Source organism: Hydrogenophaga sp. UC242_50 (assembly GCF_042697355.1).
Lineage (GTDB): Bacteria > Pseudomonadota > Gammaproteobacteria > Burkholderiales > Burkholderiaceae_C > Hydrogenophaga.
Window position 1 is genome coordinate 2899539 of the sequence record NZ_CP170553.1, and the last position, 13533, is coordinate 2913071.

Sequence of the window (13533 nt, forward strand, 5' to 3'; positions counted from 1 at the left end):
GTGATGCCCATGCGCCGTCGGGGAAGATGGCGAGGGTCTCCTGTCTGTTTCTTCATCATGAAAAATCGCACCCTGCGCGCGCCCCTGGCCGCGCTACCGCTGGCGTTGCTGGCGGGCTTTGGCACGTCGGTCGCCCACGCTCAGTCCTCCTCTTCTTCCTCCGCTGACACCACCCTGAGGGAAACGGTGGTCACGGCCACCCGGGTCGAAACCCGCACCGATGCCGTGCTCAGCGACGTCGTCGTGATCGACGCCGACGTGATCCAGCAGTCCGCGGGCCGCTCGCTGTCCGAAGTGCTGTCGCGCAACGCGGGCCTGCAGATGTCGTCCAACGGCGGCCTGGGCAAGCAGTCGGGCCTGTTCATCCGCGGCACCGAAACCCGCCACGTGCTGCTGCTGATCGACGGCGTGCGCTACGGCTCCAGCACCTCCGGTGCGGCCGTGCTGGACAACATTCCGCTGAGCGCGATCGATCGCATCGAAGTGCTCAAGGGCCCGGCCTCGGGCCTCTATGGCAGCGATGCGGTGGGCGGCGTGGTGCAGGTTTTCACCAAGCGCGGCGTGAAGGGTTTCCATCCGCAGGCCAGCGTCACGCTCGGCAGCTTCGGGCACCGTGAAATCACCGCCGGCATCAGCGGTGGCAACGACACGATCACCTACAACCTCAGCCTGGGTTCCTTGCGCGAGGACGGCTTCTCGTCGACCAACCGAAACGTGGCCTTCGGCAACCACAACCCCGACAAGGACGGCTTCGACCAGGACAGCCTGTCAGCCTCGCTGCGCTGGGCCATCGCGCCGGGCTGGACGACCGATGTCAACTTCACCCAGGCCGACGGCGTCAGCCAGTTCGACCAGGGGCCGGGCACCTTCAACGTGCGCTCGGAAACCACCACCCGCGTGACGGGCTGGGGCCTGGAGCGCAAGTGGTCGGCCGATTCGCGCACCCAGCTGCGCCTCTCGCGCAGCGAGGACCGGTCCGACAGTTTCGAGACTTCGCCCACGCCCTCGGTGTTCAACACCGCGCAGACTCAGGCCACGCTGCAGCACGACTGGAACACCGCGCTGGGCAACCTGCTGGTGGGCCTGGAGTCGATCAAGGAAGAGGTGTCGGGCACGCAGGCCTACGCGGTGAACTCGCGCACCACGGACGCGGCCTTCGTGGGCCTGACCGGCCAGGCCGGCCAGCACCTCTGGCAGGCCAACCTGCGGCGCGACGACAACTCGCAGTTCGGCGGCGCCACCACCGGTTTCGCCAGCTACGGCTTCCAGCTCACGCCGAACTGGCGCCCGCACGTGGCCTACGGCACCTCGTTCAAGATGCCGTCGTTCAACACGCTGTACTACGTCTCAGCGTTCTTCAACGGCAATCCCACCACGCAACCCGAGCGGGGCAAGAACCGCGAAGCAGGGCTGACCTACACCCAGGGATTGCACGAAGTGAAGCTCATCCGCTTCGACAACCGGGTGCGCGGCTTCATCACGCTGCAGCCGGCGGTGGCGCAACGTGCCTCGCGCGCGCCTCGAAGGCTGGTCGCTGGCCTACACCGGCTCGGCCGGTGCCTGGAGCTGGTTCACCAACCTGGAGTTGCTGGACGCGCGCAACGAGATCAACCAACGCAAGCTGCAACGCCGCGCCGACGAGGTGCTGACCGCCAGCCTGGACCACCGCATCGGTGCCTGGAACTGGGGTGCGTCGATGCAGCTCGTGGCGGAGCGTTTCGACGACGCCGCCAACACGCGCCGCCTGCCGGGCTTCGGCACGCTGGACCTGCACGCCCGCTACGCCGTGAACAAGGACTGGTCCGTCGCCCTGCGCCTGAACAACGTGGGTGACAAGTTCTATGAGACCGCGTACGGCTACAACCAGCCGGGCCGCGCGGCCTTCGTCACCCTCAACTGGGCGCCGCAGCGGTGACGCGGCATTGCCCGGCCATCCTGGTGGCTGCCCCGGCTTCAGGCCAGGGCAAGACCACCGTGGCCGCGGCACTGGCGCGCCTGCACACGCGCGCCGGTCGGCGTGTGCGGGCCTTCAAATGCGGGCCCGATTTCTTGGACCCGCACTGGCTCGCGCTGGCCACCGGGCACCCGGTGCACAACCTCGATCTGTGGATGACGGGCGAAGACGATGCCCGCGCCCGCCTGCACGAAGCCGCCGGGCAGGCCGACCTGATCGTGGTCGAAGGGGTGATGGGCCTGTTCGACGGCGAACCCAGCGCGGCCGACCTGGCGCAGCGCTTCGGCCTGCCGGTGCTCGCGGTGATCGATGCCTCGGCCATGGCGGGCACCTTCGGTGCGCTGGCATTTGGCCTGCGCCATTTCCGCCCCGGCCTGCCCTGGGCCGGCGTGCTGGCGAACCGCGTGGGCAGCGAGCGCCATGCGCAGATGCTGCGCGAGGCGCTGGCCGGTGACGAGGCCCAGTTCCTGGGTGCGGTCATGCGCGACGCGGCGTTCTCGCTGCCCGAGCGCCACCTGGGCCTGACCGTGGCCGCCGAGCTGCCCGACGCGCTGGCCCGGCTCGACGCCGCCGCCGACGCGCTGTCGCGCACGCCGCTGGGCCGGATGGAGGGTGACGCGCTGGGGCGCTGGTCGGTGGCGTTCGACGTGCCCGCCGAGGTGCCGGTCGACGCGCATTTGCTCACGGGCAAGACCATCGCCATCGCGCGCGACGCGGCTTTCTGTTTCATCTACCCGGCCAACCTGGATGTGCTGTGCGCGCTCGGCGCCGAGCTGGTTTTCTTCTCGCCGCTGGCCAACGAGCCGCTGCCGCCGTGCGACGCGGTCTGGTTGCCCGGCGGTTATCCCGAACTGCACACCGACGCACTGGCGGCGGCCACCCGCACCCGAGACGGCCTGCGCGCGCATGCCCAGGCCGGGCGGCCGGTGTGGGCAGAATGCGGCGGCATGATGCCGCTGTTCGATCAAATGATGTCCAGCGACGGCCATGCCGCCGCCACCTGGGGCCTCTTGCCGGGCCAGGTGCTCATGCAGAAGCGGCTGGCGGCCCTGGGGCCGCAGCAACTGCCGCTGCCCGCGGGCACCTTGCGCGGCCACACCTTTCACTACTCGCGCTGCGAGACCCCGCTGCAGCCGGTGCGCCACGCCGAACGGGCGCGCGGTGGTGCCGGCGAAGCCGTGTACCGCGTGGGCCCGGTGCAGGCGAGTTACTTCCACGCCTGGTTCCCGTCCAGCCCGGCGGCGGCGGCCTCGCTGTTCCTTGCAGGAGGTGCCGCATGAACCCGCCGACCCTTGGCCCGCAGCGCATCGTCTGCCTGACCGAAGAAACCACCGAGTGGCTGTACCTGCTCGGGCAGGAGCACCGCATCGTCGGCATTTCCGGCTACACCGTGCGGCCGCGCCGGGCGCGCGACGAGAAGCCCAAGGTCAGCGCCTTCCTGAACGCGAAGATCGACAAGATCCTCGCGCTGCAACCCGACTGCGTGTTCGGCTTCTCCGACCTGCAGGCCGACATCGCCGCCGAACTCATCCGCGCGGGCGTGCAGGTGACGGTGTTCAACCAGCGCAGCGTGGAAGAGATTTTGTCCATGCTGTACCAGGTGGCGGCGATCGTGGGCTGTGCCGACGAAGGCCTGGCCTGGATCGAGGCCACGCGGGCCCGGCTCGATGGCATCCGCGCCGCCGTGCAGGCCCTGCAGGCCGGCGGCAAGCGCCGCCCGCGCGTGTTCTTCGAGGAATGGGACGAGCCGCACATCAGCGGCATCCGCTGGGTCTCCGAGCTGATGGGCATCGCGGGGGGCGACGACGTGTTCCCCGAACTCGCGCGCATGCCGCTGGGCAAGGACCGCATCATTGCCGACGGCGCCGAGATCGTGCGCCGCAACCCCGACATTGTGATCGGCTCCTGGTGCGGCAAGAAATTCCGACCCGAGAAGGTGGCCGCGCGCGCCGGCTGGCAGGACGTGAACGCGGTGAAGCACGGCCAGCTGTTCGAGATCAAGTCGGCCGACATCCTGCAGCCCGGGCCCGCCGCGCTCACCGATGGGGTGGCGCAGCTGCACCGCATCGTCACCCAATGGATGGCGCAGCATGGCTGAGATCGCGCGCAGCGAATTCATCCTCGGCGGCCAGCGCAGCGGCAAGTCGCGCCGCGCGGAGTTGCTCGCGCGCCAGTGGCTGGCGACGGACACCGCCCACCGCGCGGTGATGATCGCCACCGGCCAGCCCTGGGACGAGGAAATGCGCGAGCGCATCGTGCGCCACCAGCGCGACCGCGCCGAGCGCGTGCCCGGCATGGTCACCGTGGAAGAACCGCTGGCCCTGCCCGAGGCCCTGCGCGAACACAGCGCGCCGCACACCCTGGTGGTGGTGGACTGCCTCACGCTGTGGCTGACCAACCTGCTGATGCCCGCCGAGGGCGCGGCGGCCGATGCCGCCGGGCCCACGCGCCAGCTGTGCCAGGCCATCCGTGCCGCGCGCGGTCCGGTGGTGCTGGTGGGCAACGAGATCGGCCTGGGCGTGATCCCCATGGGCCGCGAGGTGCGCGCCTTCGTGGACGCGCTCGGTGGCCTGAACCAGGCCGTGGCCGCCGCCTGCGAGCGCGTCACGCTGATGGCGGCGGGCCTGCCCCTGACCCTGAAATGAAAGCCCGATCCATGACCCGCTTCTGGCGCCTTCTCTCACTCGGCCTGCTGATCGGCGGCGCGGCGCACGCCGCCGGGGTGGAAGTGACCGACGACCGCGGCGTGACCGTGACGCTGGCGCAATCGCCGCAGCGCATCGTCTCCCTGCTGCCTTCGTTGACCGAAACCGTGTGCGAGCTGGGCCAGTGCGAACGGCTGGTCGGCGTGGACCGGTACTCCAACCACCCGGCCTTCGTGCGCACCCTGCCGCAGACCGGCGGCGGCATCGACCCCAACATCGAGGCCATCGTGGCCCTGAAACCCGACGTGGTGCTCATGGCCACCTCGTCGCGCGGCGTGCAGCGGCTGGAGTCGCTGGGCGTGAAGGTGCTGGCGATGGAGCCCAAGAGCTCGGCCGACGCGCAGCGCGTCATGGGCAAGCTCGGCCAGCTGCTGGAGGTGCCCGATGCGCAGCGCATCTGGCGCGCGATCGACGCCAGCGTGTCGGCGGTGGCGCAGTCGCTGCCGCCGGGCGCGCGCCAGCTGCGCGTGTACTACGAGGTGAGCACCGGGGGCTATGCCGCCGGCACCGGCTCCTTCATCGGCGAGCTGATGGCGCGCCTGGGCGTGCAGAACATCGTCGCGCCCTCGCTGGGGCCTTTCCCGCGCGTCAACCCCGAGTACGTGGTGCGCGCCAACCCCGACCTCATCATGATCGGCGCGCGCAACGTGCAGGGCCTGGAAACCCGGCCGGGCTGGCGCGGCATCCGCGCCCTGCGCGAGCGCCGCCTCTGCGTCTTCACGGCCGAGGAGTCCGACGTGCTGGTGCGCCCGGGCCCGCGCATGGCCGAGGCCGCGCGCCTCATGGCGCGCTGCATCACCGAAAAGGGCTTGAAGTGAGCGGCGCCCGCCACAGCCTCTGGCTCGGCAGCGCGCTGCTGATCGCGGCGGCGGCCGTGCTGCTGCTGGGCGCGGGCGTGGGCAGCACCGGCTTCGACAGCGTGCTCAACGCCCGGCACGACCCGGTGGCCTGGCAGATCCTGTGGGACATCCGCCTGCCGCGCACGCTCGGCGCCTGGGTGGCCGGCGGCCTGCTCGGCCTGGCCGGCGCGGTGGCGCAAGGCCTGTTCCGCAACCCATTGGCCGACCCCTATCTGCTGGGCAGCGCCTCGGGCGCGGCGCTCGGCGTGGCCCTGGCGCTGGCCCTGTTCGGCACCACGCCGTTCGCCACGCAATGGGCCGTGCGCCTGGGCCTGACCGGCGCGGCCTTCACCGGCGCGGTGATCGGCGTGGTGCTCACGCTGGCGCTGGCCAAGGGCGTGCAGCACACCCTGCGCCTGCTGCTGGCTGGTGTGATCGTGGGCGTGGTGCTGGGCGCCGCGCGCGACCTCGTCACCATCGCCTCGCCCGACACCTTGCAGGCCATGCAGGGTTTCATGCTGGGCAGCACCGGCTTCGTGGGCTGGGCCGCCTGCGGCGTGATGGCCGCCATGGGGCTCGCCGCGCTGCTGGTGGCCGCCTCGCTCGGCCGCGTGCTCGACGGCCTGGCACTGGGTGAGGCCACCGCGATCAGCCTGGGCCTGCCGCTGGTGGCCGTGCGCGCCGTGCTGGTGGCGGTGCTGGCGCTGGCCACCGGCGCGGCCGTGGCACAGACTGGCCTGATCGCCTTCGTGGGCCTGGCCTCGCCGCACCTGGTGCGCTCCATCGTGAAGACCACGCACGGCCGCCTGATCGTGCTGAGCGCCTTGATGGGCGGCCTGCTGTTGATGGCCGCCGATGTGCTCGCGCGCTGGATCATCGCGCCGCAGGAACTGCCGGTGGGCGTGCTCACCGCCGTGTTGGGCGGCAGCTACCTGCTGTGGCTGATGCATCGGCGGCGCCGACCGGGGAGTGGCTTGTGACGGCCGCGCTGCAGGCCCAGGGCATCGGCGTGGCGCTGGGCGGCACGCCGGTGCTGCACGGCATCGACGTGGCCTTGCCTGCCGCGCGCTGGACCAGCGTCGTCGGTCCCAACGGCGCGGGCAAGTCCACCCTGTTGAAAACCCTGGCCGGCCTGCTGCCGCACAGCGGCCAGGTGCAGCTGCTGAACCGCCCGCTCGCGCAATGGCGCGGCCGCGAGCGCGCGCGCCGACTGGCCTGGCTGGGGCAGGGCGAGCAGGGCGCGGACGACCTCAGCGTGTGGGACGTGGCGATGCTCGGCCGCCTGCCGCACCAGCCCTGGCTGGCCCCACCGTCCGAGGCCGACCGCGCCGCGGTCGAGCAGGCCCTGCGCGCCACCCAGGCCTGGGACTGGCGCGAGCGCCCGCTGGGTGCGCTCTCCGGCGGCGAACGCCAGCGCGTGCTGCTGGCGCGCCTGCTGGCGGTGCAGGCCGAGGTGATGCTGATGGACGAGCCGCTCGCCAACCTCGACCCGCCGCACCAGGCCGACTGGCTGCTGCTGGTGCGCGAGCTGGTGGCCCGGGGCAAGACCGTCGTCAGTGTGCTGCACGAAATCGGCATGGCGCTGCACGCCGACCAGATGGTGGTGATGGCCCAGGGCCGCGTGCACCACCAGGGCGCCTGCGACGACGCGGCCACCCACCAGGCCCTCGAACAGGTCTTTGACCACCGCATCGCGATCCATCCGCTGGGCGACCAGTGGGTCGCCTTGCCCCGCTGACCCTCTTTTCACGGAGCCCGAACCATGCAGATCGAAGCCCCTCCCGTCCTGCGAGACACCCCCAAACCCCAAGGCGAACGGCGCGGCCTGGTGCTGGTGCACACCGGCACCGGCAAAGGCAAGAGCACGGCCGCCTTCGGCCTGGCGCTGCGCGCCCATGGCCGGGGCAAGTCGGTCAAGGTCTACCAATTCATGAAGGTGCCCTCGGCGCGCTTCGGCGAGCACCGGCTGTTCGAACAATTGGGCATTCCCATCGAAGGCCTGGGCGACGGCTTCAGCTGGAAGAGCCGCGACCTGGACCACTCCGCCGAGCTGGCGCGCGAGGGCTGGGCCAAGGCCGAGGCCACCATCCGCGCCGGTGAACACTTCATGGTGGTGCTGGACGAAATCATGTACCCGCTGCGCTACGGCTGGGTGCCGCTGGAGGCCGTGCTGACCTGCCTGCGCGAGCGCCCGCCGCACGTTCACGTGGTGCTCACCGGGCGCGGTGCGCCGGCCGAACTCATCGAGCTGGCCGACACGGTGACCGAGATGACGCTGATCAAGCACCATTTCAAGGCCGGCGTTCCCGCACAGCGAGGCATTGAAGACTGATGGGCGCGATGCCGCCCGTGCCGACGCTGGCGATGCTGGGGCTGCTCGGCGGCATGGCCGTGCCCGCGCTCGCCCAGCACCGCATCGTCACGCTCTCGCCGTCGCTCACCGAGGCCGTGTGCGCGCTCGGCCACTGCACCGAGCTGGTCGGCACCGACCGCTATTCGAGCTGGCCGGGCACGGTGGCGAAGCTGCCCAAGGTCGGCGGCCTGGCCGACGCGCAGATCGAGCACATCGTGGCACTGCGGCCCGACATGGTGCTGCTCGGGCCGCGCAGCCGCGCCGGTGAGCGCCTGACCGAACTCGGCGTGCCGGTGCAGACCTTCGACGCGCGCACCCACGCCGACCTCAAACGCATGCTGCTCGCGCTCGGCCAGTCGCTGGGCGAGACGGCGCGCGCCCACGAACTCGTGCGGCGCATCGACCAGGAACTCGAGGCCGCCGCGCGCCGCGTGCCGGCTTCCCTGCGCGGTCGCACGGTGTACGTGGAGGTCGGCATCGGCCCCACCGCCGCCAGCGCCAAGAGCTTCATCGGCGAAACCGTCGCTCGGCTCGGCCTGGTCAACATCGTGAGCGGCGACGCCGGCCTGTTCCCGCGCGTGAACCCCGAGATGGTGGTGCGCCGCTCGCCCGATCTGATCATCGGCCCCCAGTCCACGCTCTCGGGCATGACCGACCGCCCCGGCTGGGCCGGCCTGCAGGCGCTGCGCCGCCAGCAGGTCTGCCAGCTCGACGCCGACCGCATGGACCTGCTCTCGCGCCCCGGACCCCGCCTGGGTGAGGCTGCGCAGATGCTGGTCGACTGCCTGCTCGCCTTGCCCACCCTTCGCCCCTGAATAGGAGACCTCTGATGCAAACCCGCAAGATCCCCGCCACCATCGTCACCGGCTTCCTCGGCGCCGGCAAGACCACGCTGCTGCGCCACCTGCTCACGAACGCGCAGGGCCGGCGCATCGCCGTCATCGTCAACGAGTTCGGTGAACTCGGCATCGACGGCGAGCTGCTGCGCGGCTGCGGCATCGGCTGCGACGAGAACGGCGAAGAGAATGGCCAGCTGTTCGAGCTCGCCAACGGCTGCCTGTGTTGCACGGTGCAGGAAGAGTTCGCTCCCGTGATGGAGCAGCTCGCCGCGCGCCGCGACCAGATCGACCACCTCGTCATCGAAACCTCCGGCCTGGCCCTGCCCAAGCCGCTGGTGCAGGCCTTCCAGTGGCCCGCGCTGCGCAACGCCTTCACGGTGGACGCCGTGGTGACCGTGGTGGACGCCCCGGCCGTGGCCGCCGGCCGCTTCGCCGAAGACCCGGTGGCGGTGGACGCGCAACGCCGTGCCGACGAGAACCTGGACCACGACTCGCCGCTGGCCGAGCTGTTCGAGGACCAGCTCGCCACCGCCGACCTGGTGGTGGTGCACAAGACCGACGGCCTGGACGCCGCCACGCTGGCCGAGGTGGAGGCCATCATCCGCGCCGAAACCCCCGCCGGTGTGAAGCTGGTGCACGCGCAGCACGGCAAGCTGGACCTGGGCGTGCTGCTCGGTCTGGAGCGCGCGGTGGAAGACGTGATCGACCAGCGCAAGACCCACCACGACGAGGAAGAGGACCACGACCACGACGAGTTCGATTCGGTCTCGCTCACGCTGGACGTGCCCGACCGCCAGCGCCTGCTGGACGCGCTCGTGGCCCTGGTGCAGCGCCACGAGATCTACCGCGTCAAGGGCTTCGTGGCCTTGCCCGGTGCGGCCATGCGCCTGGTGGTGCAGGGCGTGGGCCAGCGTTTCGACAGCCACTTCGACCGCCCCTGGCGCGCCGACGAAGCGCGCGCGACGCGGCTGGTGTTCATCGGCGACCACCTCGACCGCGACACGCTGCAGAGCGAACTCCAGTCGGCCCTGAGCGCCGACACCAGCCTGGCCTGACATGCACCTGTTGTCCACGCGCCCGGGCGGCCATGTCGAAGACGGCGGGCAGGGCATCGTGCGCGTGGAACAGACCCCCGGCGACATCGTGGTGCTCAGCGCGGCCGACACCACGCTCTCGCTGCTGGCCGACGCGGCCGCCGGCCTGGGCGACGACTTCCCCAGCGTGCGGCTCTGCAACCTGATGTGGCTGCGCCAGCCCGCGTCCACCGACATGTACGTGGACGACGTGCTGCGCCACGCGCGCGTGGTCGTCATCGACCACCTGGGCGCACCGAGCGACTGGGCCTACGTGGTGGAGCAGGCGGTCTCGCTGGCGGCGAAACACGGCCAGTGGCTGGCCCTGTTCTCGGGCGACAACGCGCAGGACCCGCAACTGCTGATGCGCAGCACCGCCGCGCCCGAGGACTGCGACCGGCTCTGGCGCTGCCTGCGCGAAGGCGGGCGCGACAACGCGTTGGCCTTCTTCTCGCTCATCGGCCACGCGGCCTTCGGCCGGGTCCCCGGCCGCCACCACCCCGGCCCCTGCCGCCGGTGATGCCCTACACCCCGCAGGCCGCCGTACCCTGGCGCGCGGGCGCGCCGGTGGCGCTGCTGGTGTTCTACCGCGCGCACCTGCAGGCCGGCAACACGGCCGTGTTCGACGCCGTGCTCGCCGCCCTGGCCGAGGAAGGGCTCAACGCCCTCGCGGTGGCCGTGGACTCGCTGAAGAACCCGGACAGCCTGGCCACGCTGCAGGCCCTGGCCGCCGAGCGCGGCGTGGGTGTGGTGCTCAACGCCACCAGTTTCGCGGTGGCCTCGCTCGACGGTGAGAGCACCGAGGCGGTGGCGCTGGCCGGCGACGCCCCGGTGCTGCAGCTCATCACCGCCGGTTGCTCGCAGGAACAATGGCAGGCCGACCCGCACGGCCTGGCGCCACGCGACCTCGCCATGCAGGTGGTGCTGCCCGAGGTGGACGGCCGCATCGGCACGCGCGCCATCAGCTTCAAGGGCCTGGCCTGGCGCTGCGAGCGCACCGAGGTGGACGTGGTGCGCTACCAGCCCGAGCCCGAGCGCATCCGCTTCGTGGCCGAACTCGCGCGCCGCTGGTGCGCGCTGCGCGACAAGCCCCATGCCGACAAGCGCCTCGCGCTCATCCTCGCCAACTACCCCAACGACGACGCGCGGCTGGCGCAACGGCGTGGGCCTGGACACGCCGGCTTCCACCGCGCTCATCCTGCGCGCCCTGCGCGACGCGGGGTACGCCACCGGCGAACTGCCCGAGGACGGCGACGCGCTCATGGCGCGGCTGGTGCAGGGCGTCACCAACGACACCGACGCCAACCACCACCGGCCGGCCGGCCAGAGCCTGGCGATGGCCGACTACCTGCGCGACTTCCAGACCTTGCCGCCCGAAAGCCAGGCCGCGGTGAACGCGCTCTGGGGCGCGCCCGAGCAGGACCCGATGCAACGCGGCGGCCGCTTCATGGTGCCCGGCCTGCGCCTGGGTCAGGTCTTCGTGGGCATCCAGCCCGCGCGCGGGCGCGACCTCGATCTCGTGCGCAGCTACCACGACGCCGACCTCGTGCCCACGCACGGCTACCTCGCCTTCTATTTCTGGCTGCGGCGCGCCTTCGCGGTGGACGCCGTGGTGCACGTGGGCAAACACGGCAACCTCGAGTGGCTGCCCGGCAAGAGCGTGGCCCTGGGCGCGGCCTGCTGGCCCGATGCCCTGCTGGGGCCGCTGCCGCACCTGTACCCCTTCATCGTCAACGACCCGGGCGAGGGCAGCCAGGCCAAGCGCCGCACGCAGGCGGTCATCATCGACCACCTCATGCCCGCGCTCACGCGCGCCGAGACCTACGGACCGCTGCAGGAACTCGAGCGCCAGATGGACGAGTTCTACGAGGCGCTCTCGCTCGACCCGCGCCGCGCCAGGCTGCTGCGCGAGGGCATCCTGGCGCAGGTGCTGAAGCACCAGCTGCACCGCGAGCTGGGCTTCCAGCCGCCGGCCGACGAGGCGCAGCGCGAACAGCTGCTCGCGAAGCTCGACGCCTACCTGTGCGAGATCAAGGAATCGCAGATCCGCGACGGCCTGCACATCCTCGGCCAGTCGCCGCAGGGCCGCCAGCGCACCGACACCCTGGTGGCGCTCGCGCGTTTCCCCGGCGGCCAGGCGGCAGGGCAGGGCAGCCTGCTGGTGGCGCTGGCGAACGACCTGGGCCTGGACGGCTTCGACCCGCTCAGCCCTGAATGGGCCGAGGCATGGGCCGGCCCCCGCCCCGAGGCGCTGCAAAGCCTGAGCGACGAGCCCTGGCGGCACGCCGGCCACACGCGCGAGCGGCTGGAGCTGCTGGCCGCCGCGCTGGTGGACCAGCACCTGGGTGCGGACGAAGCCCCACTCGATGCGCAGGCCTGGCCCCACACCGCCCCGGTGATCCAGCGCCTGAGGCAGACGCTCGCGCCCCGGCTCGACGCCTGCGGCCCGAACGAGATCGGCCAGCTGATGCGCGGCCTCGCGGGCCGGTTCGTGCCCGCCGGCCCGAGCGGCGCGCCCTCGCGCGGCCGGCCCGACGTGCTGCCCACCGGGCGCAACTTCTATTCGGTGGACACGCGCGCCGTGCCCACGCCCACGGCCTACGCCATGGGCGCGCTCGCGGCCGACCGCGTGATCGAGCGCCACCTGCAGGACCACGGCAGCTTCCCCACGGCGGTCGGCCTGTCGGTGTGGGGCACCAGCACCATGCGCACCGGCGGCGAGGACATCGGCCAGGCCTTCGCGCTGCTCGGTGTGCGGCCCAAGTGGGCGCCCGGCAGCAACCGGGTGGTGGACATCGAGGTGCTGCCCATGGCCATCAAGAACCGGCCGCGCATCGACGTGACGCTGCGCGTCTCCGGCTTCTTCCGCGACGCTTTTCCCAACGTGATCGACCTGTTCGACACGGCGGTGCGCGCCGTTGCCGCGATCCCGGAAGACGACGAGCCGGACGAGGTGAACCCCATCCGCGCGCGGGTGCGGCGCGAGGCCGCCGAAGCGGTGGCGGCCGGCGCGGCGGACGAGGACGCGCAGCGTCGGGCCACCTGGCGCGTGTTCGGCCCGCGCCCCGGCGGCTACGGCGCCGGGCTGCAGGAGCTGATCGACAGCCGGCGCTGGAGCGACAACGCCGACCTCGCGCAGGCCTACCTGCGCGCCGGCGCCTTCGCCTACGGGCAGGACGGGCACGGCACGGCCGCGCGCGACGCCTTCGAGCAGCGCCTGGCGCGCGTGGACGCGGTACTGCACAACCAGGACAACCGCGAGCACGACATCCTCGACTCGGACGACTACTACCAGTTCCAGGGCGGCATGGCCTCGGCCGTGCAGCACCTGGCCGGCGCCCCCGCCGCGCTGTACCACGGCGACTTCAGCACGCCCGGCGCGCCGCGCGTGCGCACGCTCGGCGAGGAAGTGGCCCGCGTGGTGCGCGCGCGCGCCGTCAACCCCAAGTGGATCGACGGCGTGAAGCGCCACGGCTACAAGGGCGCGTTCGAGATCGCCGCCACCGTGGACTACCTGTTCGCCTTCGACGCCACCACCGGCGTGGTCGGCGACCACCAGTACGCGCTGGTGGCCGAGGCCTACCTGCACGACGACGCCACGCGCGCCTTCCTGCAGCAACACAACCCGCTGGCCCTGCGCGGCATCGGCGAGCGCCTGCTCGAAGCCATGCAGCGCGGCCTGTGGGCCGAGCCGGGCGAGCACCGCGAACGCATCGAACAGCACCTGCTGGCGCTGGAACAGACGCTGGAAGACCAAGGACCCTGAGCAT

Annotated in this window: 10 protein-coding genes and 2 pseudogenes; all 12 read left to right on the plus strand. The window is 71.8% G+C overall.

All coding sequences use genetic code 11. The features are described from left to right. Positions 1–57: 57 nt before the first annotated feature. Positions 58–1768, plus strand: a pseudogene (locus ACFJGX_RS14920) (TonB-dependent receptor domain-containing protein); the annotation flags it as partial. 18 nt (positions 1769–1786) lie between these two features. Then, positions 1787–1915, plus strand: coding sequence for a hypothetical protein (locus ACFJGX_RS14925; RefSeq protein ID WP_382328846.1), 129 nt, complete (start codon positions 1787–1789; stop codon positions 1913–1915). Further along, a complete protein-coding gene (locus tag ACFJGX_RS14930) occupies positions 1912–3234 on the plus strand; it encodes a cobyrinate a,c-diamide synthase (RefSeq protein WP_382325468.1) in 1323 nt (440 codons plus the stop codon). The genes ACFJGX_RS14925 and ACFJGX_RS14930 overlap by 4 nt, the downstream gene beginning before the upstream one ends. Further along, a complete protein-coding gene (locus tag ACFJGX_RS14935; RefSeq protein ID WP_382325466.1) occupies positions 3231–4052 on the plus strand; it encodes a cobalamin-binding protein in 822 nt (273 codons plus the stop codon). The genes ACFJGX_RS14930 and ACFJGX_RS14935 overlap by 4 nt, the downstream gene beginning before the upstream one ends. Beyond that, positions 4045–4599, plus strand: coding sequence for a bifunctional adenosylcobinamide kinase/adenosylcobinamide-phosphate guanylyltransferase (locus ACFJGX_RS14940; protein WP_382325464.1), 555 nt, complete (start codon positions 4045–4047; stop codon positions 4597–4599). The genes ACFJGX_RS14935 and ACFJGX_RS14940 overlap by 8 nt, the downstream gene beginning before the upstream one ends. Positions 4600–4610: 11 nt before the next feature. Continuing rightward, positions 4611–5477 carry an ABC transporter substrate-binding protein gene (locus ACFJGX_RS14945; RefSeq protein ID WP_382325639.1) on the plus strand — a complete coding sequence of 289 codons (867 nt, stop codon included), beginning with the start codon at positions 4611–4613 and terminating at the stop codon, positions 5475–5477. After that, entirely contained in the window at positions 5474–6478 is a 1005-nt protein-coding gene (locus ACFJGX_RS14950) for a FecCD family ABC transporter permease (RefSeq protein ID WP_382325462.1), read from the plus strand. The genes ACFJGX_RS14945 and ACFJGX_RS14950 overlap by 4 nt, the downstream gene beginning before the upstream one ends. Next, a complete protein-coding gene (locus tag ACFJGX_RS14955) occupies positions 6475–7236 on the plus strand; it encodes an ABC transporter ATP-binding protein (protein WP_382325460.1) in 762 nt (253 codons plus the stop codon). Before ACFJGX_RS14950 ends, ACFJGX_RS14955 begins: the two co-directional genes overlap by 4 nt. 24 nt (positions 7237–7260) lie before the next feature. Further along, positions 7261–7830, plus strand: a complete 570-nt coding sequence (gene cobO / locus ACFJGX_RS14960; RefSeq protein ID WP_382325458.1) for a cob(I)yrinic acid a,c-diamide adenosyltransferase — start codon at positions 7261–7263, stop codon at positions 7828–7830. A gap of 8 nt (positions 7831–7838) precedes the next feature. Next, on the plus strand, positions 7839–8666 hold the full coding sequence (locus tag ACFJGX_RS14965; protein WP_382325456.1) for an ABC transporter substrate-binding protein: 828 nt from the start codon (positions 7839–7841) through the stop codon (positions 8664–8666). Between the two features lie 14 nt (positions 8667–8680). Further along, positions 8681–9745 (plus strand): cobalamin biosynthesis protein CobW, encoded by a 1065-nt coding sequence (gene cobW / locus ACFJGX_RS14970; RefSeq protein ID WP_382157050.1) that lies wholly within the window; start codon positions 8681–8683, stop codon positions 9743–9745. A 1-nt stretch (position 9746) separates the two neighbouring features. Further along, positions 9747–13529 (plus strand): annotated as a pseudogene (cobN, locus tag ACFJGX_RS14975) (cobaltochelatase subunit CobN). Positions 13530–13533 lie beyond the last annotated feature (4 nt).

Bases quoted from the DNA above. Each gene is read 5' to 3' on its own strand.
- ACFJGX_RS14935 (WP_382325466.1), top strand. From the start codon at position 3,231: ATGAACCCGCCGACCCTTGGCCCGCAGCGCATCGTCTGCCTGACCGAA.
- ACFJGX_RS14940 (WP_382325464.1), top strand. From the start codon at position 4,045: ATGGCTGAGATCGCGCGCAGCGAATTCATCCTCGGCGGCCAGCGCAGC.
- ACFJGX_RS14945 (WP_382325639.1), top strand. From the start codon at position 4,611: ATGACCCGCTTCTGGCGCCTTCTCTCACTCGGCCTGCTGATCGGCGGC.
- cobO (WP_382325458.1), top strand. From the start codon at position 7,261: ATGCAGATCGAAGCCCCTCCCGTCCTGCGAGACACCCCCAAACCCCAA.
- ACFJGX_RS14965 (WP_382325456.1), top strand. From the start codon at position 7,839: ATGCCGCCCGTGCCGACGCTGGCGATGCTGGGGCTGCTCGGCGGCATG.
- cobW (WP_382157050.1), top strand. From the start codon at position 8,681: ATGCAAACCCGCAAGATCCCCGCCACCATCGTCACCGGCTTCCTCGGC.